The organism is Pseudomonas sp. WJP1 (assembly GCF_028471945.1).
Classification (GTDB): Bacteria; Pseudomonadota; Gammaproteobacteria; order Pseudomonadales; family Pseudomonadaceae; genus Aquipseudomonas.
In genome coordinates, this window is record NZ_CP110128.1 from 3272833 (window position 1) to 3293801 (window position 20969).

19 protein-coding genes are annotated in these 20969 nt (G+C 58.9%); 12 read left to right on the forward strand and 7 right to left on the reverse strand.

What is annotated here, in order from left to right; translation table 11 throughout:
• Positions 1-52 precede the first annotated feature (52 nt).
• The 3 genes from OH720_RS14830 to OH720_RS14840 all read right to left on the reverse strand — a co-directional run bounded on the left by OH720_RS14830 (position 53) and on the right by OH720_RS14840 (position 2649).
• Positions 53-1009, reverse strand: coding sequence for a Dyp-type peroxidase (locus tag OH720_RS14830; RefSeq protein ID WP_272606236.1), 957 nt, complete (start codon positions 1007-1009; stop codon positions 53-55).
• A 32-nt stretch (positions 1010-1041) separates the two neighbouring features.
• A complete protein-coding gene (locus OH720_RS14835; RefSeq protein ID WP_272606237.1) occupies positions 1042-1662 on the reverse strand; it encodes a LysE family translocator in 621 nt (206 codons plus the stop codon).
• Between the two features lie 90 nt (positions 1663-1752).
• On the reverse strand, positions 1753-2649 hold the full coding sequence (locus OH720_RS14840; RefSeq protein WP_272606238.1) for a DMT family transporter: 897 nt from the start codon (positions 2647-2649) through the stop codon (positions 1753-1755).
• 88 nt (positions 2650-2737) lie between these two features.
• Between OH720_RS14840 and OH720_RS14845 the strand changes: the two genes are divergently transcribed.
• Both OH720_RS14845 and OH720_RS14850 read left to right on the forward strand, forming a co-directional pair.
• Complete coding sequence (locus OH720_RS14845; RefSeq protein WP_272606239.1) at positions 2738-4069, forward strand: aminotransferase-like domain-containing protein; 1332 nt, start codon at positions 2738-2740, stop codon at positions 4067-4069.
• Between the two features lie 89 nt (positions 4070-4158).
• A complete protein-coding gene (locus OH720_RS14850) occupies positions 4159-4746 on the forward strand; it encodes a LysE family translocator (RefSeq protein WP_272606240.1) in 588 nt (195 codons plus the stop codon).
• Here OH720_RS14850 and OH720_RS14855 read toward each other — a convergent pair whose 3' ends face one another.
• Both OH720_RS14855 and OH720_RS14860 read right to left on the reverse strand, forming a co-directional pair.
• Complete coding sequence (locus OH720_RS14855; protein ID WP_272606241.1) at positions 4747-5580, reverse strand: AraC family transcriptional regulator; 834 nt, start codon at positions 5578-5580, stop codon at positions 4747-4749.
• Between the two features lie 33 nt (positions 5581-5613).
• Entirely contained in the window at positions 5614-6117 is a 504-nt protein-coding gene (locus OH720_RS14860; protein WP_272606242.1) for a VOC family protein, read from the reverse strand.
• A 265-nt stretch (positions 6118-6382) separates the two neighbouring features.
• Here OH720_RS14860 and OH720_RS14865 point away from each other — a divergent pair, with 265 nt between their 5' ends.
• The 6 genes from OH720_RS14865 (at position 6383) to OH720_RS14890 (ending at position 12629) form a co-directional block, all read left to right on the forward strand.
• Complete coding sequence (locus OH720_RS14865) at positions 6383-6631, forward strand: transmembrane sensor/regulator PpyR (protein WP_272606243.1); 249 nt, start codon at positions 6383-6385, stop codon at positions 6629-6631.
• Positions 6631-7785, forward strand: a complete 1155-nt coding sequence (locus OH720_RS14870) for an NnrS family protein (protein ID WP_272606244.1) — start codon at positions 6631-6633, stop codon at positions 7783-7785. The genes OH720_RS14865 and OH720_RS14870 overlap by 1 nt, the downstream gene beginning before the upstream one ends.
• Before the next feature lie 984 nt (positions 7786-8769).
• A complete protein-coding gene (locus tag OH720_RS14875; RefSeq protein ID WP_272606245.1) occupies positions 8770-9225 on the forward strand; it encodes a (2Fe-2S)-binding protein in 456 nt (151 codons plus the stop codon).
• 5 nt (positions 9226-9230) lie between these two features.
• A complete protein-coding gene (locus OH720_RS14880) occupies positions 9231-11399 on the forward strand; it encodes a xanthine dehydrogenase family protein molybdopterin-binding subunit (RefSeq protein WP_272606246.1) in 2169 nt (722 codons plus the stop codon).
• Position 11400: 1 nt separating this feature from the next.
• Entirely contained in the window at positions 11401-11982 is a 582-nt protein-coding gene (locus OH720_RS14885; protein WP_272606247.1) for a hypothetical protein, read from the forward strand.
• A gap of 74 nt (positions 11983-12056) precedes the next feature.
• Complete coding sequence (locus tag OH720_RS14890) at positions 12057-12629, forward strand: GGDEF domain-containing protein (protein ID WP_272606248.1); 573 nt, start codon at positions 12057-12059, stop codon at positions 12627-12629.
• 140 nt (positions 12630-12769) lie between these two features.
• Here the strand turns inward: OH720_RS14890 and OH720_RS14895 are convergent, their stop codons facing one another.
• Positions 12770-13195, reverse strand: coding sequence for a VOC family protein (locus tag OH720_RS14895; protein ID WP_272606249.1), 426 nt, complete (start codon positions 13193-13195; stop codon positions 12770-12772).
• A gap of 113 nt (positions 13196-13308) precedes the next feature.
• On the opposite strand from OH720_RS14895, the gene OH720_RS14900 reads away from it, so the two are divergent.
• The 4 genes from OH720_RS14900 (at position 13309) to OH720_RS14915 (ending at position 20125) form a co-directional block, all read left to right on the forward strand.
• Positions 13309-14163 carry a LysR family transcriptional regulator gene (locus OH720_RS14900; protein WP_272606250.1) on the forward strand — a complete coding sequence of 285 codons (855 nt, stop codon included), beginning with the start codon at positions 13309-13311 and terminating at the stop codon, positions 14161-14163.
• 226 nt (positions 14164-14389) lie between these two features.
• Positions 14390-15055 (forward strand): hypothetical protein, encoded by a 666-nt coding sequence (locus tag OH720_RS14905; RefSeq protein ID WP_272606251.1) that lies wholly within the window; start codon positions 14390-14392, stop codon positions 15053-15055.
• A 48-nt stretch (positions 15056-15103) separates the two neighbouring features.
• A complete protein-coding gene (locus OH720_RS14910) occupies positions 15104-18760 on the forward strand; it encodes an SET domain-containing protein-lysine N-methyltransferase (protein ID WP_272606252.1) in 3657 nt (1218 codons plus the stop codon).
• Positions 18761-18997: 237 nt separating this feature from the next.
• Positions 18998-20125 carry an RHS repeat-associated core domain-containing protein gene (locus tag OH720_RS14915; protein WP_272606253.1) on the forward strand — a complete coding sequence of 376 codons (1128 nt, stop codon included), beginning with the start codon at positions 18998-19000 and terminating at the stop codon, positions 20123-20125.
• A gap of 44 nt (positions 20126-20169) precedes the next feature.
• Here the strand turns inward: OH720_RS14915 and fabI are convergent, their stop codons facing one another.
• Positions 20170-20964, reverse strand: coding sequence for an enoyl-ACP reductase FabI (gene fabI, locus OH720_RS14920; protein ID WP_007937760.1), 795 nt, complete (start codon positions 20962-20964; stop codon positions 20170-20172).
• Between the last annotated feature and the right edge of the window lie 5 nt (positions 20965-20969).

Consider the following 20969-nt stretch of genomic DNA (forward strand, 5'->3'; position numbering starts at 1 on the left):
ATGGCAGAACCCCTCCACCGGAAAATCGACAGAGAATTGCCCCCGTTCGCCGTCAGGTTCGCGAAGGGTCGCGATCCGCCAGTGCTTCCAGCAAATCCGCCGAGGGAGCGAAAAACAAGCCACCGGTGACTGCCGTGCTGAAATCCAGCAAGCGGTCGTAATTACCCGCGGGTTTGCCGACAAACATGTTCTCGAGCATCTGTTCCAGAGGTTCGGGCGAGCGCGCATAGCCGATGAAATAAGTGCCAAATTCTCCAGCGCCTGGCCGCCCGAAGGGCATGTTGTCGCGCAGGATCTTCACTTCTTCGCCGTCCTTGGTGATGGTCGTCAGGGCGCTGTGGGAATTGCTCGGTTTGACCGAGTCGTCGAGTTCGATGTCGGACAACTTCGTTCGCCCGATAATCCGCTCCTGCGCCTCGACGGATAACGCGTTCCAGGCATTCATCTTGTGCAGGTATTTCTGCACCAGCACATAGCTGCCTCCGCTAAACAACGGGTCTTCTTCGCCCACAATGGTGAAACCGACAGCCTTGCGTCCGACGGGGTTTTCGGTGCCATCGACAAAGCCGATGATGCTGCGCATGTCGAAATAGCGAAAACCCTGGACTTCATCGATGACCGAAACCGCACCGCCCAGCGCTGAGAGTAACTGCGTGGCCAATTCGAAACACAGGTCCATATGCTCCGCCCGGATGTGCAGCAAGAGGTCGCCAGGGGTGGCAATGGCGCGACGTTCCTCTGGGCCGAATTCACGGAAGTCGTGCAGCGAGGCAGGGCGCGGGTGGCCGAACAAGGTGTCCCACGCCGCGGAGCCAAAACCACAGATGCACGACAGATTGCCGGAGGGCACACGTTTGCCGACCGAGCGCGTGAGGGCCGCGATGTCTGCGCACCAGCCCCGCACTTTGCTGGCGGCGTCACTGCCGGGAACCAGGGTTGCCACGATAAAAATCGCGCTGCGGGTGATGGGGCTACAGATGGGTTGAGCGTCCGGCGTTGATTCGTCCATTGGTATTTACGTCCTGCTAAGCAAATGTTGGTTCAGGCCCGACGCGCCATCAGCAACACTGAAGCCGCCGCCGACAACAACCCCGCGCAGCAGCGATTGAACATCCGCTTGCCCGACGGTTTGGCGAACCAGCGGCGCATGTGCAGGCCCATGTAAGCGTAGGCGCCGATGGCGATCCATTCCAGGATCAGGAACAGTGCACCCAACACCGCGAATTGCGGTGCGATGGCATGGCTCGCGTCGATGAACTGCGGCAGGAACGCGGTGAAGATCAGGATCGCCTTCGGGTTGCCGGCTGCCACCAGAAACTCTTGCCGGGCCAACGCCAGCATTCCCACCGGCGGGGCGCTGACCGCGGTTTCCACGCCGGGGTTGGCGCGCCACAGTTGCCAGGCGAGATAAAACAGGTACGCGGCGCCGAGAATCTTGATCCCGTAGAACAACAATTCCGAGGTTTGCAGCACCACCGCCAGACCGGCTGAGGCGAGAGCGATCATCCCGGCGAAGGCGAGCAAGCGGCCAATACCGGCCAGGCACGCAATGCGGTAGCCATAGCGAGTCGAATTGCTGACCGACAGCAGGTTGTTCGGGCCTGGCGCCATGTTCAGGGCGAAGCAGGCCGGAAGGAAAAGGGTGAGGGTGGTGAGGTCCATGATCGGCTCCAACAGCAGGAGCGGCATTTTTATCACAGCCGCCCAAGGGCTTGACCCATACAGTCAGGAACGCAGGCAGCGTACCAGTGGCTAGCTGGCGAATTTTTTCGCCCCGGCCACACACAGGATCACTGCCACGGTGACGCCGAGCATGCCCGGGCTGACGTGTTCATGCAGCAAGGTGGCGGCCAGTGCCAGGCCGAAAAATGGTTGCAGCAATTGCAGTTGCCCGACGGCGGCGATGCCCCCTTGTGCCAGCCCGCGATACCAGAACACAAAGCCGATCAGCATGCTGAACAGCGACACGTAGGCCAGGCTGAACCAGGCCGGCAGGCTGATGTTGTCCAAGGTCGCAGGCATCCGCCACCAGGTCAGCGCGGCCATGACCGGCAGCGCCAGCACCAGCGCCCAGCAAATCACCTGCCAGCCGCCGAGTGTGCGGGACAGTTTTGCGCCTTCGGCATAACCCAGGCCGCAGGCCAGGATCGCCAACAGCATCAGGATGTCTCCTTGGGGCGAGGCCGTCAGGCCCTGGGCAACGGCGAAGCCGACCACCAGCAAACTGCCCAGCACCGAGAAGATCCAGAACACCGGCCGCGGGCGCTCGCCACCGCGCAAGACGCCAAACACCGCCGTCGCCAGCGGCAGCAGGCCGACGAACACGATCGAGTGTGCAGACGTGACGTACTGCAGCGCCAGCGCGGTCAGCAGCGGAAACCCCACCACCACGCCCAGCGCCACGATGGTCAGTGGCACCAGTTGATGTCGCCCGGGGCGCTTTTCCTTGAACAGTAATAACAGGGACAGGGCCAGAATCGCGGCGATGGTCGCGCGGGCGACCGTGAGAAACACCGGATCGAATTCGAGTACCGCCACCCGCGTCGCGGGCAGCGAGCCGCTGAAGATCACCACTCCAATCAGGCCGTTGATCCAGCCGCTGGTATGGGTTTGCAACGCCCGGTCTTGCAGAATTGAGGTCCGTTCCATCTCGCTCACGCTCATTGTTTGATTGCACGAAACCATCCTATGGCTGACTATCGGTACAATCAAAAAATTGTCATGGATACATCTTCACATGCCTCGATCCCGCTATAAAACGCTGGTTGACGCCTTTGCCGCGGATATCCGCTCAGGGCGTTTGTCCCCCGGTACACGCTTGCCGACCCACCGGCAACTGGCCACCGAGCATGGTTTGGCGCTGGTCACCGCCAGCCGGGTATATGCCGAGCTTGAAAGCATGGGCCTGGTCAGCGGCGAAACCGGGCGCGGGACTTTTGTCCGGGAGACTTCACTGCCGCCGGGCCAGGGCATTTCACAGTCGGTGGTGGCCGCGGGGATGATCGACCTCAACTTCAACTATCCGTCATTGCCAGGTCAGGCTGATCTGTTGCGCAACGCCCTGCGCCAGCTCGCGTTGTCCGGTGACCTGGAAGCCCTCCTGCGCTACCAGCCCCACGCCGGGCGCCTGCATGAGCGGGCTGCGTTCGCCTGCCATCTGGGCGAGCGTGGTCTGAACGTGCCGGCCGAACAGGTGCTGATCGTCAGCGGCGCCCAGCACGGCCTGGCGGTGGTGATGATGACCTTGCTCAAGCCCGGCGATGTGATTGCCGCAGACGCCTTGACCTATCCGGGCTTCAAGACGCTGGCCGAAACGCTGCATCTCGAAGTCCTGCCCATTCCCGTAACGGACAAGGGCCCTGATCTGCCTGCATTGGACAAGCTGTGCCGGATTCGATCGGTACGGGCCGTGTACTCGATGCCGACCTTGCACAACCCGCTGGGTTGGGTGATGGACGCCGATCAGCGCGAGCAGCTGGTGGCGATTGCACGGCGGCATGACCTGACGATCATCGAGGACGCGGCCTACGCATTCCTGGCCGAAGACGCACCGCCACCCCTGGCTGAAATAGCGCCGGAAAGAACGGTGTACGTCAGCGGCTTGTCCAAGAATGTCGCTACCGGGTTGCGTGTCGGTTTTGTCGCTGCGCCGCCGCAGTGGATTGGCGGATTCGAACGCACCATCATGGCGACCACCTGGAACACCCCTGGGGTGATGACCGCCATCGCCACGGCTTGGCTTGAGGACGGCACTGTCAGCAGGCTCGAGGCGCAAAAGCGCGCGGACGCGCAGGCCCGGCAAGCCCTGGCCCGTGAGGTGCTGGCGGGGCTGCGGACCATCAGCCATCCGTCCTCGTATTTCATCTGGTTGCCCCTGGCCGAAGACGCTCGGGCCGACCAGATCGCCATGGCGTTGATGCGCGAGCAGGTGTCGGTGTCGCCCGCCGAACCTTTTGCGATCACCCAGCATGTCCCGCACGCGATACGCCTGGCGCTGGGGTCGGTGGACATGGACTCTCTACGCCAGGCGTTGGTGAAGGTGAAGAGGGTGGTCGGCTATTACTCATGACGGGAATCGCCGAGGGGTGTTTTCTTCAATACGCGCACCCCAGGGCTCCTTACATTGACGTCTGGTTCAATTGACTGAGCAGGTGTGCGATGAGTTTGATCATGTCCATGGCGGCGTTTGCATTGGCCGCTTCAATCACGCCGGGGCCGGTGAATATCGTGGCGTTGGGTTCGGGAGCGCGCTTCGGCTTTCGCGCCAGTCAGCGGCACGTGGCCGGGGCGACGCTGGGGTTCGTGTTGCTGCTGGTGCTGATGGGGTTGGGTTTGCATGAGCTGTTGCAGTTGTGGCCGGCCATGACGCAAGTGGTGCAGTGGGCCGGGGTGGCATTCCTGTTGTACATGGCGTTCAAACTGGCCGCGGACAATGGGCATCTGCAAGCCAGTGACTCGGCCCGTGCGCCGTCGATGCTCTACGGCGCGGTCATGCAATGGCTCAACCCGAAAGCCTGGCTGGCCTGCGTGGCCGGCATGGGCGCGTTCGTCGCCGATGGCGAGGCCCGCCTGGTGTGGCAGTTCGCGGCGGTGTACCTGGTGATTTGCTACCTGTCCGTCGGTTGCTGGGCCTACGCCGGGACGTTCTTGCGCGGCTACTTGCACAACCCGGCGGGCATGCGCTTGTTCAATCGGGTGATGGCGTTGTTATTGGCGGTGAGTGCGGTGTATCTGGTGTTGCCTTAGTCAGCCACGATACTGCCCTGGTGTTGCCGCCAGATGCTGCTTGAACGCCCGCTGGAAATGCGCCTGGTCGGCAAACCCGGCTTCGAGCGCCACATCGGCGATCAGCCTGCCATTGCGCAGTTGATCCTGGGCGAACTGGATGCGCCGATTGACCAGGAAGGCGTGGGGTGTCATGCCGTAATGCTGCTTGAACGCGCGGATCAGGTAGGACGGCGACAACTGCGCCGCTTCGCAGATATCCTCGAGCTTGAGCAATTGCGTGCAATGCTCGCGGATGAAGTCGGCGGCGCGCTCGAGCTTGAAGTTGGGCTCGCGCAGTGCTTGTTCGGCGGGGTTCAAGCGTAGCTGCACCTCGGTGAAAAACTCCACGGCCGCGCTGTGTTTGCGTAACACGTCTTGCTCCGCATCGACCAGTACCTGATACAGCGCCTGCAAGCCAACGAACAGCGCACGGTCCGTAATATGGGTGACCGCGAACCGGCGAAACGCCTGATCGTTGCCGAACCCGAGCTGATGCTGCAAATCGGTGAGCCACGGGGTGTCGACATACAGCATCAGGTACGACCAGGGCTGATCGTCGATCGGATTGCAGGCATGCACATCACTGGGGTTCATCAGCACGACGGTGCCGGCACCGACCTCGAAGTTCGATTGCTCATGGACATAGGTACTGCGCCCGGCGGTGATCGCACCGATGGAAAAGTGCTCGTGGGCATGCCGCGTGTAGCAGACCTCGCGCCCGTCGGCGATGGAGCGGGCTTCGATGAAGGGTAGGGCATCATCGCGCCAGAAGCGCGGGGCCTTGTCGGCGTCCCTGGGTTTGGCGGGCTTCATGGTCAGTCCTTGGCAGATCAGCGCCTGAGTGTATTAGCTCTCGCCTTCGAAGGCTCGTTTCAGTTCGGCGATATCGAGTTTTTTCATGTGCATCATCGCCAGCATCGCGCGTTGGGATTTTGTCGTGTCTGGGTCTTTGATCATGTCCATCATCGCCACCGGGACGATCTGCCAGGACACGCCGAATTTATCCTTGAGCCAGCCGCATTGCTGTGCCTCGACCGGGCCGCCAGCGGACAGGCGTCCCCAGAAGTGGTCGACTTCTTCCTGGGTCTGGCAGTTGACCTGGAACGATATCGCTTCGTTGAAGGTGAAGTTCGGGCCACCGTTGAGACCGGTAAACGTCTGCCCGTCGAGTTCGAAGCTGACCGTCATGACCGAACCGACTTCCCGGCCGTGAAACTCCTTTCCGGCCTCGCCGTAGTGAGTGATGGCGGTGATTTTCGAATGATCGAAGATCGCACAGTAGAATTTTGCGGCCTCTTCGGCCTGACCATCGAACCACAGGCAGGGGGTAAGTTTTTGCACGTGTAGCATGGCGGGTCTCCTTGGCAGGTTTTTGCATGCTGGATTATCAGCGTAGCCAGCCTCCGGCGGTCTGGCCGTGCCGTAGATCGCCGAGTGTGTAAGGAATTTCTACTGGAAGTTGTCGATATGACTGCTTGAAGAGTCATAAAGACTATTTTCACGATGAGTCGTTATGACACGGACATCTTCACGTGCCTGATTTACAAGGGCTAAATACCTGGCACGCGACTTGATACATCCAACGTACAACTGAACGGCTACAGGAGTACGCAAAGTGTTCCATTTCTTCAGCAATTCCCGGAATGTTCTCCGCCTTTCCAATCGAGTGCTGGGCATCGGCCTGGCAATGTTGCTGGCAGGCATCTATGGCGCTTACCTCTACGGCGGTCATCTGTCGATCGTGGCGCTGGTATCGTTGCACGCCATGACCATCATCGGGCCGACCTTGCTGAAAATCGGTTACGTCATGCGCCTGCTGGCCCAACACCGGCTGAGCAAACCTCAGCACGCGGCGGTGTCCTGATGCGCAAACTGGCCGCTGCTCCCGTCTTCAGCCTCGGTTTTCGCCCGTTCTTTCTCGCGGGTGCCGCGTTTGCCGCACTGGCAGTGGCGATCTGGGCCTTGTGGTTGTACGGTCGCTTGCCCGGCGCGCAACCGCTGGGCGGCATGCTCGCCTGGCATCGGCACGAAATGCCGTTCGGCTTCGCCGTGGCGATCATCGCCGGGTTCCTGCTGACGGCGGTGCCTAACTGGACTGGCCGCCGCGGGCTCAACGGGTGGCCACTGCTCGGACTGGTGCTGATCTGGTTGCTGGCTCGACTGGCCTGGTTCCTACCGATTTCTCCTGCCTGGTTGCTGCTTTTGCAGCTGCCTTTCTTGCCGTTGTTGGCCTGGGTGCTGGGGTGTGATCTGGTGGCCGCCGGCAAGCGTGAAAACTATCCGATCCTGCTGATGATCACGTTGTTGGCCGGTTGTCAGGTTATGACATTGTGGGGGTTCTGGGCTGATGACGCTGGTTTGCAGCGGCATGGTGTATTGGCGGCCTTATGGCTGGTCGGCGCGCTGATGAGCGTGATTGGCGGGCGGGTGATTCCGTTCTTCATTCAGCGCGGCTTGAATCGTCCAGCAACGCCTGCGGCCAATCCATTACCCACCAAGGTGCTGCTGGTGAGCGGGATGCTGGCTGCGGTGACGTTTGCCATCGGTTTGAATGACGTGCCCAGGCTTTGGCTGGCGGCGTTGTTTTTACTGATGGGCTGTCTGCATCTGCTGCGCCTGTGGCGTTGGCATGACCGCGGTATGTGGCGTGTGCCGCTGTTGTGGTCGCTGTATCTTTCTTACGCCTGGCTGGTGGTGGCGGTGTTTGCCATGGCGTTGTGGCATCTGGGCCTGATGCCGCAGCAGAGCCTGGCCACGCATTCGTTGGCGGTGGGCGGTATTGGCGGGTTGATTCTCGCGATGATTGCGCGGGTTAGCCTGGGGCATACCGGGCGGCCGTTGCTGCCCTCGAAAGTCATCGTTGTGGGGTTTGCCCTGGTGCTGCTGGCGGGTCTTTCACGGGTGTTGCTGGTGTCGTTTTCCGGGTGGGGATTGGGGGTGTCGGCGTTGCTTTGGTGTGTGGCGTTTGGGCTGTTTTTGTGGCGTTATACCGGTATTTTGTTCAGGCCGAGGGTGTAGGAGCCCGGCTTGCCGGCGAAGGCGGCCTGACAACCGACCTGGATTTTGTTGACTGTGTACATATCCATTCCTGCGGTAACGGCCACTTAGGGTTTCGCCCTTACGGCGAGTCACTTGGAAGAGCCCCAAGTAACCAAGGGCTCTTGCCCCTGGCGTTCGGTGGCTCGCTAGGGCTCGCCATACCCTCGCTCCGGTCCTGCTCCGTGGGTCGCCGCGATGGGCCATCCATGGCCCAGCGCGGCTAAACCGGCATCCATGCCGGTTTACCCACTGCGCAGAACCTCCACTCGGCCTCTCGATGGGGCAAGAAAATCAAAAGCCAAGGCAACAGCAAAAGCGAGGCGGCCTTAAAGCCGACCTGATCGGGAGCCGTACGCAATTTCCTGTAGGAGCCAGGCTTGCCGGCGAAGAACGATAACGCGGTACAACAGACACACCGCAGCGCCTGGTTCGCCGGCAAGCCTGGCTCCTACAGGGGATCACCTAGACCCGTAAAAGTCAGGTCGGCTTTAAGGCCGCCTCGCTTTTGTTTTTGATCTGGGCGCCCCGTTAACCACGCTGGCCGAACGCAGGCATTGCGCAGTGGGGAAACCGGCATGGACGCCGGTTTAGCCGCGCTGGGCCAGGGATGGCCCATCGCGGCGACCCACGGAGCAATGCCGGAGTGAGGGCATGCCGAGCCTAGGCGAGGCACCAAGTGGTGGGGCAAAGCCTTTTGGTTCCTTTTTGGCGTTTGAAAAAGGGACTCGCCGTAAGGGCGAAACCATAAGACGCCGTTACCGCAGCAATGGATATGTACCCCGTCAACAAAATTGAGGCCGCCTTCGCGGGCAGGCCACTCAGTTTTTGTGACCGGTGGTCGATACACCTCGGCCTGCCGTTCAATTTGCGCTTAGCTGTAGGGATAACCCCAAGGCGCGCGTAGGTTCCTGATCGCCACAGCGGCGCCAACTTCAGAACACCGTGAGTCTGAGGGCCTTCGCAATGCTGACCTTCAATATCAATGGCAAGGACCAGGAGCTGGATGTCCCTGCAGACATGCCGCTGCTGTGGGTCCTGCGCGATGTCGCGCATCTGACCGGCACCAAGTTCGGCTGCGGCATGGCCCAATGCGGCGCCTGTACCGTGCACGTCGACGGCACGCCTTTGCGCTCCTGCATCACACCGGCCACGGCCGTGGCCCATGGGCAGAAAATCCTCACCATCGAAGGCCTGTCCACCGACGGCTCGCACCCGGTGCAACAAGCCTGGGCGGAACTTGATGTGGTGCAGTGTGGCTACTGCCAGTCCGGGCAGATCATGTCGGCGGCGGCCTTGCTGGCCAAGATCCCGCAACCGACCGACAGCGACATCGATCAGGCGTTGTCGGGCAATATCTGTCGTTGTGGTACCTATCCAAGAATCCGCGCCGCGATCAAACGCGCCGCCCAATTGGGTTGATGGCCATGAACAGCATCGATCCGCTATCGCGTCGAGGTTTTCTCAAAGGTAGCGCCGTACTGGGCGGCGGGCTGGTGGTGGCGTTCGTCATCCCCGGAGGCCATCGCTTTGCCCTGGGCGCGGAAAATCAGGGCGACGTGTTCGCACCCAATGCGTTCCTGCGCATCGGCAATGACAACAGCGTCATCGTGTTGCTCGGCCACTCGGAAATGGGCCAGGGCATCTGGACCGGGTTGACCATGTTGATCGCCGAAGAATTGGACGCCGACTGGTCGAAAATCCGCGTCGAGCACGCACCGGCTTCCGCCGCCGATTACGGTCTGGCCGGGTTCGGTGGCATGCAGATCACCGGCGGCTCGACCTCGACCTGGATGGAATTCGACCGCTACCGCCAGGCGGGTGCGGCGGCGCGGTTGCTGCTGGTCGAGGCCGCGGCCAAGCGCTTCAACGTCGCGCCTTCCGGGATTCGCACCGAGTCGGGCGTGGTGATTGCCGGCGACCAGCACGCCACCTACGGCGAACTGGCTGATGATGCCGGCAAGCTGCCGGTGCCGGACCCCGCGTCGATCAAGCTGAAGGACGCCAAGGACTGGAAAATCATCGGCAAACCCACCAAGCGCCTGGATACCCCGGAGAAGATCACCGGACGCGCAAAATTCGGTATGGACGTGCAGTTCGACGGCCTGATGACCGCGATGGTCGCGCGTTCGCCGGTGTTCGGTGGCAGCGTCAAATCCTTTGAAGGCGCCGAGGCGCTGGCGATACCCGGCGTGCACAAAGTGGTGCAGGTGCCGACCGGCGTGGCGGTGATCGCCGATCATTACTGGGCGGCAAAGCTGGGGCGTGATGCGCTGCACGTCGAGTGGGACCTGGGGCCGAACGCAGGGCTCGACAGTGAAAAGTTGCTCGAGGATTTTCGCAAACTCGCGGCCACGCCCGGGCTGCCCGCCAGCCAGGCCGGGGATACCCAGGCTGCACTGGCCAAAGCGATCAAGACAGTCGATGTCGAGTACAGCGTGCCCTACCTGGCCCACGCGCCCATGGAACCGCTCAACTGCACCGTGAGTATCACCCAGGACAAATGCGAGATCTGGACCGGCACGCAGTTCCAGACCCTGGACCAGATGATCGCCGGCAAAATCACCGGGCTCAAGCCCGAGCAGGTCGTGATCCATACCGAGTTCCTTGGCGGCGGTTTTGGCCGGCGCGCCAACCCGACCTCGGACTTTGTCGCCGAAGCGGTGCAGGTCGCCAAAGCCGCGGGCGGGCCGGTGAAAACCGTGTGGGCGCGAGAGGATGACATCCGTGGCGGCTATTATCGCTCGGCATTCCTGCATCAGGCGCGCGTCGGTCTGGGTGCGGATGGCCTGCCGCTGGCGTGGAAGCATGTGCTGGTCGGACAGTCGATCATGGCCGGCACCTCGCTCGAAGCCGCCATGGTCAAGAACGGCATCGACAAGACGTCCGTGGAGGGCGTGGCGGACAGTCCCTATCTGCAGGGGCTGGCCAATCATCAGGTGGACCTGCATTCGCCGAAGACCGGCATCAGCGTGCTGTGGCTGCGTTCGGTGGGGCATACCCACACCGCCTTCGTCATGGAATCGTTGATCGACGAACTGGCCGCCGCGACCAGCAAGGACCCGGTGGAGTATCGACGGACCTTGCTCAAGGCGCATCCGCGGCATCTAGGCGTATTGAACCTGGCGGTGGAGAAAGCCAACTGGAAGGCGCCGCTGCCGGACGGCCATGCCTTGGGCGTGGCCGTGCATGAGTCATTTGGCAGCTACGTGGCCCAGGTCGCCGAGGTCTCCCAGGACAACCTGGCGATTCGTGTGCACCGGGTGGTGTGTGCGGTGGACTGCGGGATCGCGGTCAATCCGCAGAGCATCGCGGCGCAAATGGAGTCGTGCATCGCCTTCGGCCTGGGCTTCACCTTGCACAGCAAACTGACGATCAAGGACGGCAGGGTGGTGCAGTCCAACTACCACGATTACCAGGTGCTGAGGCTCAACGAGATGCCGGTGGTCGAAGTGCATATCCTGCCCAGCACGGAAAAACCCGGCGGCATCGGCGAGGCGGGTGTGCCGCCCACAGCGCCGGCAGTGGCCAACGCGGTGTACGCCCTGACCGGGCAACGCCTGCGTGAGCTACCGTTGCAATTGTCGGGGGTGTGAGATGAAAAGACACCACTGGTTGCTCGGTTCGGTGCTGCTGATTTGCCTGTTTATCTATGCCACGGAGCTGTTCGCCGATGACAAGGAGGCGGTGAAGGCCTTCGACACGGTTCGCCAGGTGTTCCAGAGCCCGCGCTGCCAGAACTGCCATATTCCCGGCGATGCGCCCTTGCAGTTCGATGCGGGAACGCCCCATGCGATGAATGTCGTGCGCGGCATGGACGGCAAGGGAGCGGCGGGCTTGCCCTGCGCCAGTTGCCATGCCGAGGCCAATCCGCCGGCCAGTTACGGCCCGAAAGCGCCACCCGGCGCGCCGCATTGGAGCTTGCCGCCGGCGGCGCACAAAATGGCCTGGATCGGTCTGCCACCCGACCAGCTGTGCAGCATGATCAAGGACCGCGCGAGCAACGGTGACCGCGATTTCGCGGCGCTGATCAAGCACGTCAGCGAAGACAAACTGGTGCTATGGGGCTGGAATCCAGGCGGTGATCGCGCGCCAGTGCCGGTGCCGCACGATATTTTTGTCACGCAGTTCAAGCGCTGGGCGGACGCCGGCGGGCCGTGTCCGGTAGTGGGTAGCTGACCAACGGCGAGTCGACATGGAGTCAAACCCGGTATCGAGGACTCTAAACAACATACCCACCCATGGAGTATGTGATGCTGATCTCAGGCAAACCGCACAAATCTTGTGAACGTGCAGGGACGCCACAGCAGGAGCGTGAGCTACTGCGCGATCTGGCCCGCAAGGCAGAGCAAGAGCTGATCGGGGTGCAGATGGCGAGCATGGACGAGTTGACACTGCTGCCCAACCGGCACGGTTTCCTGGCCCTGGCTCAATTGGGCCTGGACGCCTGCCAGCAACTGGGCCGACCGGCGACGCTACTGTTCTTCAATCTCGACGAGTTCAAGCGCATCAACTACCTGTTTGGTCGCACCGAAGGCGACAAGGCGCTGAAAATCTTTGCCGATGTACTGCGCATCGGCTTTCGTGAGAGCGACGTGATCGGGCGGCTGGAGGGCTCCACGTTTGTGGCCTTGCTCACCGGTTCTGCAGGCGTGGATATCGCGGCGATCAAGGCGCGGCTCGAAGAAATGCTCGATGAGCGCATGGCCACGGCGCATCGCGGGTATGAGATTCGTTTCAGTATCGGGCAGATCGAGCATGACCCGGCGGTTAATGGTTCGGTTGAAGAGCTGTTGGTTGAGGCTGAAAAAGCGTTGGGCCGGTAGCAGTGTGGTGCATCAACTGACCCTATCGCGGGCAAGCCCGCTCCCACAGGTATTCTGGTGCATACAAAAAATGTGTACGACAGCGATCACTGTGGGAGCGGGCTTGCCCGCGATGGAGTCCTGACAGGCGATGTATCTCTTCACTTGGCAAACAACTGCCCAATATCCCTGAACGCCTTGAACTCCAGCGCATTCCCACACGGATCGAACAAGAACATCGTCGCCTGTTCACCCACCAGCCCCTGAAAACGAATCCCCGGCTCGATCACAAAACGCGTCTCCAATGCCTTCAGTCGCTCGGCCAGCGCCTCCCACTCCGCCATCCCCAGCACCACGCCGAAATGCGGCACCGGCACGTCGTGGCCGTCGACGGCGTTGGTGTGGGCGGCTTCTTGCGAGGCGTTTTTCGGTGCCAGGTGGATCACCAGTTGATGGCCGAAAAAGTTGAAATCGACCCAATGGTCGCTGGAACGACCTTCTTCCAGGCCAAACACGTTGCCGTAGAAGTGCCGCGCGGCGGCCAGGTCATACACTGGAATGGCCAGGTGAAAGGGCGAGAGTTGCATCAGGTTTGCCTCGATTGTGGAGAGTTGAAGCTGAGTTTAGCCCTGTGCTTTTTGATTGAAAGACGATAGTTTTTGCGTCGAGCTCAAAATTTTTCGATCAATCGGTGGCCGCCATGCTTCGGGAACTGAAAACATTCATCATGGTGGCGCGCTACGGCACGTTCGCCGCCGCAGGCATGCACATCGGCCTGACGCAGTCGGCGGTCAGTGCGCAAATTCGCAACCTGGAACAGGCCCTCGGTATTCGCTTGTTCGATCGCACCGGGCGTCAGGCCTTGCTCAATGCGGCGGGGCAGCGTGCGTTGCCGATGGCCAGGGAAATGCTGGAGATCTTCAATCGAATGGCGGTCAGTGATGACGTCAGCGAGTACCGGGGCGAGTTGAAGATAGGCGCGGTGGCCACGGTGCAGACCGGATTGCTGCCCCAGGCGCTATTGCGATTGCGCCAACAGGCGCCGTACCTGGAGCCGAAACTGGTGCCGGGCGTGTCCCTCAACCTGCTCAGCCAGGTGGACACGGGCGAAGTGGACCTGGCGATCCTGATCAAGCCGCCATTCGAGTTGCCCAAAGAGCTGTCAGCGCAAGTAATCCGCCGCGAACCCTTCGTGCTGATCGTGCCGACGAACCTTGAAGGCGACGAGCCGCTCAAGTTGCTCGCCGAACATCCCCATGTGCGCTATGACCGCAACTCGTTCGGCGGGCGCCTGGTCACGCGGTTCCTGCGCGAACGGCAGATCGATGTGCAGGTCGCCCTGGAACTGGATGAACTGGAAGCCATTGTGAAAATGGTCGAATGCGGGTTGGGGGTTTCGCTGCTGCCGGAGGCGGGCCTGTGGCTGGAGCATGGGGCGAAGGTCAGGGTGATTCGGTTGGGTGAGCTGACCTTCTACCGCGAAATCGTCTTGTTGCAGCGGTATAGCCAGCGACAGCAGCCGATTCAACAGTTGTTTTCCCGATGTTTATTATGAAGATCACTCTTCGATGTTGCCCATGGTATGACTCACCCATATAGGTAACAAAAAAGTTCAAGCACATAGGTAACAGTTTTTAACTGGCCTAGGCTTGGGTTTTCTCTTGATGTTACCGGTTTGTGGGGGTGAATGAATTGTCACGAATTGAAGAGTGAGTCGTGATCTCATGTCTGCTAAATATAAAAAATACTAAAGCAGAATTGAATTTCATGAGGGTTGTATTTTGAACAGTGCTATTTCCGAGTTCTATTTCAAACGGCCAGAAAAGCGCCTGGGGGATATTGATCATTTAATGGGTTACCTTGAACAGCTCATAAACGGCACTTTGCTTGTTCATGGCTATTCTTCGTCGGCGGCAACACATTTATTTTACTCGCCGCCGACCCACTCCGCACTGGGCGATGTTTGCGCCGAGGCGTTTGCGGTTCTGAAAAAACTTGACGCAGATGAAGAGTTTCAGCAGTACTTGCAAGATAAGAAAAACGGAACCATCCGCCCCAGCGAAACGGATTGGTTCTGGCATCATGTTATCGTGCCCTTGTTGAGCAGCCCCAAGGTAGAGACGCCTTTGCCTGCCCTGGTACTCACCGTCGATAACATAAAGTTACTGCTGGATGATATCCCGGTTTACTGGCAGCACGATATTGCGGTGCTTCTGGACGTCCATCGCATCATTGGCGACGGCATCAGAAGCGATGGTACGATTCGGCTCGACCTTGTCTTGAAATATTACTTGATTACGCCATCGTCGCCGCAGACGGCCGTTCAATGGACGGCCGCGCTGGATCGTCTGAAGGAGCTTCGCGCCGCTTTCGTACTGGGGCATGACGGTCAATTCAGTGATCTTGATCCGATCATGGATGAATACGACGATAAGTGCATACTTTAGGTTATTCATCAAGTTCGAGCGGAGCATGCAACATCGCTGATCAATTACTTGACCCAGCATTTTTTTACAGTCGAGTTGGAACAAAAAATTTTCCATACACCTACGGTTGTTCTTGAACAATTGATGAACTCGGACAACAGCCTTGCCTTGGGCCGCAGGCTCGTCAAGGCACTGGACTGGTATGGCAGCAAGGAAGGAGAAACCTGCCCGCAACCGGTATTGGCGAAACTGGTGTGGCGCGCACTTTGGCTGAGCATCGCGGCGCCGCCGACTCGCCCGGAATGTTTATATTCACACTATGATATGGAGCAGTTCACTGGTCAGGGAGTCAACTACTCTTTCATCCGCAATGACATCGTAAAGGATCTGATGCGCCTCCTGGACACTTTCGAGCCTGTCGCGCGTCTGGTGATGCGCGTCATCGAAGCGAATACCTCTTCCGAGCTTTGGGTCCGTGATATTCCGGATGACTTGATCTATACCGGCTCCAGTGCGTGGGTCAATTTCAGAAGCGGTTTCCTGTTGGCGGAGGCGATGGCTTGCGGTTCGTCAAAACACATGACTTTCGAGCATTTGCTCAACCTGCCGACCGAACATTATCGTGCGACTTCACCTGAACACCAATCGCTGGTTGCCTCATCCAGACTGGCTCCGGCAGTGCAATGGGCGGTCAGCAACGGGGTGCTGGCAATCAAGCATCAGGGTTACTCGGCCGAAGAAATCGAGCGAGCAGTAACGGTTCTGGAGGAGCATGAGCGCGACATGAACGAGGCGATCCAGAACCTTGTCCTGAAGCCGCCCAGCCGGTGGCGTTTCTCTTCGGATGAGGCGTTTGTAGAGGCGTTCCATTCGTCCCTCGAAACGCCGAAGGCCGGCTATAAAACCTTGATCAAGGGGCTTCTCACCCAGCTTCCATCTTTCTATCGGCACAGCATCGTCAATGGTGAAGTCAAGGTGTACTCCTTGAGAGAGCCTCTTCCTCAAACGCAAATCCAACACGAAACCAAGAGCAACACTGATGCCGTCCGGGGGCGGGCAGGTTTCATCATTGAAACTGTTTTCCGTAATCATAAATACTACATGGAGGTGTTCCCGGGAGCTGGGGTGGCCCGTGCCCGCGAAGACATCCGTGACTTGCTCGTTGGTGGCTCAATAGAAGCGCGGTCAACCGGCAGTAGCTCGCGCCCCAGCAAAGCTACGTTCAGGTTTGGAACCGAACTGGGTTTCGACTGGACGGCCTATAAAGATGGGAGCAAACCCTCAGAGGGTCGCCTTCTGATCGCTGAGCAGGTCGGCCGGACGTTTCCCCCCATCACAGCCACTCCCAGCGAAGAGTCCTTTGGTCCCAAGCTGCTCAATTCCCAGCGCAGTGAGGACTTGGCAGACATGGTCTCGAGGGAACTGTTCTACTGTGACGACGTGGCGCTTCTGGAGCAAACCAGAAAAGACACTCGAGAATCTGACCTTGTACAAACGTTGCTGGAAGAAGGCTCTTTCTGGGGGAAAATGGTGGTGCCTGTCTGGGGGGCGATAGACGACCTGTCATCGGGCGACCCTCAGAGCATTGAACGGGGTGGCCTGGCCCTGTTTACCGATATCGTATCGTTTGGTGTGCCAGTCGGAAAATACGTCTCCGGTTTAGCTCGCCTGGCAGTCCAGGGCGGGAAAGCGGGTATTCGTGTTGCGCTGCCTCGATTCACTGTACTGACCAGGCAGCTGGCGATCTCCACCCTGCAGGAATTCAATCCGCTGGCCGGCCCGCTGACATTGCTCATGCTGGGCGGTAGCGTCTCGCTCAAATTAGCTGGCGCAGGGGCGAGGCAAATCAATAGAGGCATCACTCAACTCAGTAAATTATCGATGAACATCGTTTCCCCCGTCGCTCATCATCTGCTTTCAGTGAATCCAGCGACCTGGAAACCGCTGCGAACCGGTGACCTGCTGAGCAAAGTCGACGGTATCGATAATGTCCCGATGCGCAACAGCGGCAGCCTGGCGTCAGACGATTATCGGCTGATCGATTCATCCTCCCAGCACATTTTCGGACCGAGTTACCGGGCGCCGAGAACAGCCATCAGCAACCTGGCCTACCGTCATTATGCCGCGCCGGCAGTCTGCATTGCGGGGCTCAGCCCCAATGGCAAAGGGATTTATCGAAGCGTCGATGGCCAGCGACACTACATCTGCAACATAGATGAAGGCGGAAATATCGCGGTCTATCAAATCCGAAATGACTTCGATCTCAATGCCGATCTGGTTTCCGTCAACATCGTCAATTACAAAACCAACCGGCAAACCGAGTTACGGGTATGGTCAGCGGACTCTGGTCAGTGGCAGAAGATCGGGTTGAGTGGAGGAGCGCCTGGTGACTATGACTTGATCACCCACAAACACCTGGTGAAATGGCAGCAACTAAATAATTCACTCGAAGAGTCAGCCGTGCGCGAATTCGCCGCCAAATACCGACTCGACCCCCGGGAGTTCAGACAGTATGCGCAGTTGAGCCTCGGACTCACGAGTGACGGGCAACAAATGCTCCAAAGAGCAAGGAGCGTTCACACAGCGGTCACTGACAGGCATTTGCGGCACTGGCAAGCTCAATCTCAACGGGGACGTGATCAATTGACACAAGAGGGATTTGCCAACAGGCATAACCTCAATCTTGCATCATTCATGGAGCACATCGACCAGTACGGCAAGCTTAAAGTCGCTGGAAAGGTGCTGATGAAACACGCTAAGGGTGAGGAGTTTACCACTATCACCTATGAACATCTGGGCGCTTGGCAGGCCCTATACAAGTCACGAGACAATAAGCTGACTGCCGTTGATTTTGCTGAGCAAAATAATCTGAATCCAATGCGTTGGGAAACTTACGTGGGCGAAACAGGTGATCTTACAAAATCCGGAAAAGAGCTACTTATCTTTGGTGAGCCCATTCCCAGGCCGCCCTTCGCACGTAAAAGTCTGGGCACTAAACGTCCGGCAGAAGAGAGTGCGCCCGGAAGTAGCAAGCGCCCCCGGCCAGATCTTGAGGCCGGACCTCACCTGGGTCATGACATAGACAATTCGTTGCCGATTCTGCAGAACCCGAAGAATGTTAAAGAGAGCCTCACGCTAAGAGCTGAAGGTTCTAGTGGACTTAAAGGGCGCCCCGCAACTGCTGATGAAATTGTGGTGACCTACTGGAATCAGCTACTCGATAATGTGACGCCCGCGGCCGCAAAGTCGAAATTGCACGAAACAATCACCCGGGACGTGCAAGACTGGATTCGAAACGATAATAACCTCGCACCAAGGTTTGATAAGCTCATGGAAACTAAAGTGCTGACCCATGGGCCTGCGCGTGGTCGATCGGTCGTTGCGAAGCGTGACATTAAAAGATTTGAAGTGCTGGGTCCATATTCGGGGAAGTTGCATTTTGGAAGCAAAACCCTGCTGGAGGAGATTGCCGAAAAAGGCCATAAACCTGTGAATAGTTACGCCTTTAGCTCGTTTTCAAATGACGGAACGATCAGCGCGCATGGCAGCGGTAATATTTTAAGCTTGATCAATAGTCCTAACGCGCCAGGCAGGCCATCGTTGGGCGCTGAAAACGTGGCATCCATTAGCGTTGGAAGATACATGACGTTTTTTGTGGCCTGGCAAGACATCAAGAAGGGGGATGAACTCCTTCTCGATTATGGAGACGCTTACGATTGGACTTGAACGACACTCAAGCATTTGGTGTTTTCAAGGTTGAGCAATTCCATAAAAACCCGCCAGCTGGCGGGTTTTTATGGGATTGCTCTACGAGATTGCCCATGGCAATGGTGTTGAAGCCACCGTGCACGTACAAGATTTTTCGATCGCGTTATGGGTCCCTACCTATCAGTTCTGATAGTTGTCCTTCTTGGCATTGCAGTCAACACTCAGGCTCCCAGCACTTGTAAAACAGGAGCTCCCATGGATTCGTCACTGCCAATCCTGCTCAGCCATTATCGCTACGACCCACTGGATCGCGTGACCAGTCACGACCAGCCAAATGCCCCTGTGCACCAGCGCTTTTACTGCAAAAGTCGCTTGGCGACCGAGATACAGGGAGCGGCCCGTTGTTCCATCGTTCAGCAGGGTGGTCTGTTGCTTGCGGAGCAACATCGAAATGGCGATGGATTGGATGTCGCTCTGCTGACCACCGATCAACAACGTTCGGTGCTGCATGTATTCAAAAGCAGCGCCTCGCAACAGCCAGTGACTTATTCACCTTACGGCCACCGCCGAAATGAAAATGGCGTGACCAGTCTGCTGGGGTTCAACGGTGAGCGCCCGGACCCGGTGACCGGGCATTATTTACTGGGTAATGGCTATCGGGCGTTTAATCCGGTGTTGATGAGGTTTAACAGTCCGGACAGTTGGAGTCCCTTTGGCAAGGGGGGGATGAATGCGTATGCGTATTGTCAGGGGAATCCAGTGATGCGGACGGATCCGAGTGGGCACTTGGTTATCGTGGCAAGCAAAGCGCTGGAAATGTTACCTTCAAATTTGCCCAGCAACTTCTTTGGGTATTTTGTCGGGAAAAGAGCGCCGCTTCTCGAGCTCAATAATGGCGGTACGCTTTCAGGGGCAGCTATGCATGTTGGCGGAGAGCTATTAGGGCCAGGTCTCTATACAACGTTAAATGTTGAGGTCGCAGACGCTTTCTTGAGACGTGCCGGCCCCGATGCACAAATTTTCGGCGTCCACCATACCGGTAGCCCTCAAGTGCTTGAATATGGCCCGGGTCTTCGTCCCGATGCAGACTTGCGAACAATTGCGCAATCCGGAGCGACCCATCGCATCCCGAATACGCAGTTTGACAATCTCATACTTACAGAGTATCTGCCGCCCAGATCAGTAAGTGCTGCCGAAGTCGCATCCATTCCCCCCCCTGCACCGCCCAGAGCACAATCCGCTCCGCGGCCGCGCCGTGCTTTAGTGCAATCTAATAGGACTGTTGATCAAGTCGCCACTCAATTTGGCTTATTGGGTGTAGGTGCCATTGGAATGAGCACGAGACCGGTTGCTAAAGCTATGGCAGTGAGGAAAATGATGTAAAAAACCCGCCTGAAAAGGCGGGTTTTTTAATGGCTAACCGAAGATCACTCTTCGATGTTGCCCATCGCCGTGGTGTTGAAACCACCGTCCACGTACATGATTTCACCGCTGATGCCGGACGCCAGGTCCGAGCACAGGAAGGCGCCGGCGTTGCCGACTTCTTCGATGGTGACGTTGCGACGCAGCGGGGTTTGCGCTTCGTTGGCGGCCAGCATCTTGCGGAAGTTCTTGATGCCGGAAGCGGCGAGGGTGCGGATCGGGCCTGCCGATACGCAGTTCACGCGGGTACCGTCCGGGCCCAGGGAGCCGGCCAGGTAACGTACGCCGGCTTCCAGGGAAGCCTTGGCCATGCCCATTACGTTGTAGTTCGGCATGGTGCGCTCGGCGCCCAGGTACGACAGGGTCAGCAGGCTGCCGTTGCGGCCTTTCATCATTTCGCGGCCGGCCTTGGCCAGGGCCACGAAGCTGTAGGCGCTGATGTCGTGAGCGATGCGGAATCCTTCACGGGTGGTGGCTTCGGTGAAGTCGCCGTCCAGTTGGTCGCCCGGGGCGAAGCCCACGGAGTGCACGATGCAGTCCAGGCCGTCCCACTTCTTGCTCAGTTCTTCGAAGACCTTGGCGATTTCGGCATCGCTGGCCACGTCGCACGGGAAGCACAGCTCAGGGCTCGAACCCCAGCCCTGTGCGAACTCTTCGACACGACCCTTGAGTTTGTCGTTCTGATAAGTGAAGGCAAGCTCAGCGCCCTCGCGATGCATGGCGGCAGCGATGCCGGATGCGATGGACAGCTTGCTGGCGACACCGACGATCAGTACGCGCTTACCGGCGAGAAAACCCATGTGTT

What these genes read in the sequence shown, in the direction of transcription:
- OH720_RS14830 (WP_272606236.1), bottom strand. Translation starts at nt 1,009, where the DNA reads ATGGACGAATCAACGCCGGACGCTCAACCCATCTGTAGCCCCATCACC.
- OH720_RS14835 (WP_272606237.1), bottom strand. Translation starts at nt 1,662, where the DNA reads ATGGACCTCACCACCCTCACCCTTTTCCTTCCGGCCTGCTTCGCCCTG.
- OH720_RS14840 (WP_272606238.1), bottom strand. Translation starts at nt 2,649, where the DNA reads ATGGAACGGACCTCAATTCTGCAAGACCGGGCGTTGCAAACCCATACC.
- OH720_RS14845 (WP_272606239.1), top strand. Translation starts at nt 2,738, where the DNA reads ATGCCTCGATCCCGCTATAAAACGCTGGTTGACGCCTTTGCCGCGGAT.
- OH720_RS14850 (WP_272606240.1), top strand. Translation starts at nt 4,159, where the DNA reads ATGAGTTTGATCATGTCCATGGCGGCGTTTGCATTGGCCGCTTCAATC.
- OH720_RS14855 (WP_272606241.1), bottom strand. Translation starts at nt 5,580, where the DNA reads ATGAAGCCCGCCAAACCCAGGGACGCCGACAAGGCCCCGCGCTTCTGG.
- OH720_RS14860 (WP_272606242.1), bottom strand. Translation starts at nt 6,117, where the DNA reads ATGCTACACGTGCAAAAACTTACCCCCTGCCTGTGGTTCGATGGTCAG.
- OH720_RS14870 (WP_272606244.1), top strand. Translation starts at nt 6,631, where the DNA reads ATGCGCAAACTGGCCGCTGCTCCCGTCTTCAGCCTCGGTTTTCGCCCG.
- OH720_RS14875 (WP_272606245.1), top strand. Translation starts at nt 8,770, where the DNA reads ATGCTGACCTTCAATATCAATGGCAAGGACCAGGAGCTGGATGTCCCT.
- OH720_RS14880 (WP_272606246.1), top strand. Translation starts at nt 9,231, where the DNA reads ATGAACAGCATCGATCCGCTATCGCGTCGAGGTTTTCTCAAAGGTAGC.
- OH720_RS14885 (WP_272606247.1), top strand. Translation starts at nt 11,401, where the DNA reads ATGAAAAGACACCACTGGTTGCTCGGTTCGGTGCTGCTGATTTGCCTG.
- OH720_RS14890 (WP_272606248.1), top strand. Translation starts at nt 12,057, where the DNA reads ATGCTGATCTCAGGCAAACCGCACAAATCTTGTGAACGTGCAGGGACG.
- OH720_RS14895 (WP_272606249.1), bottom strand. Translation starts at nt 13,195, where the DNA reads ATGCAACTCTCGCCCTTTCACCTGGCCATTCCAGTGTATGACCTGGCC.
- OH720_RS14900 (WP_272606250.1), top strand. Translation starts at nt 13,309, where the DNA reads ATGCTTCGGGAACTGAAAACATTCATCATGGTGGCGCGCTACGGCACG.
- OH720_RS14915 (WP_272606253.1), top strand. Translation starts at nt 18,998, where the DNA reads ATGGATTCGTCACTGCCAATCCTGCTCAGCCATTATCGCTACGACCCA.
- fabI (WP_007937760.1), bottom strand. Translation starts at nt 20,964, where the DNA reads ATGGGTTTTCTCGCCGGTAAGCGCGTACTGATCGTCGGTGTCGCCAGC.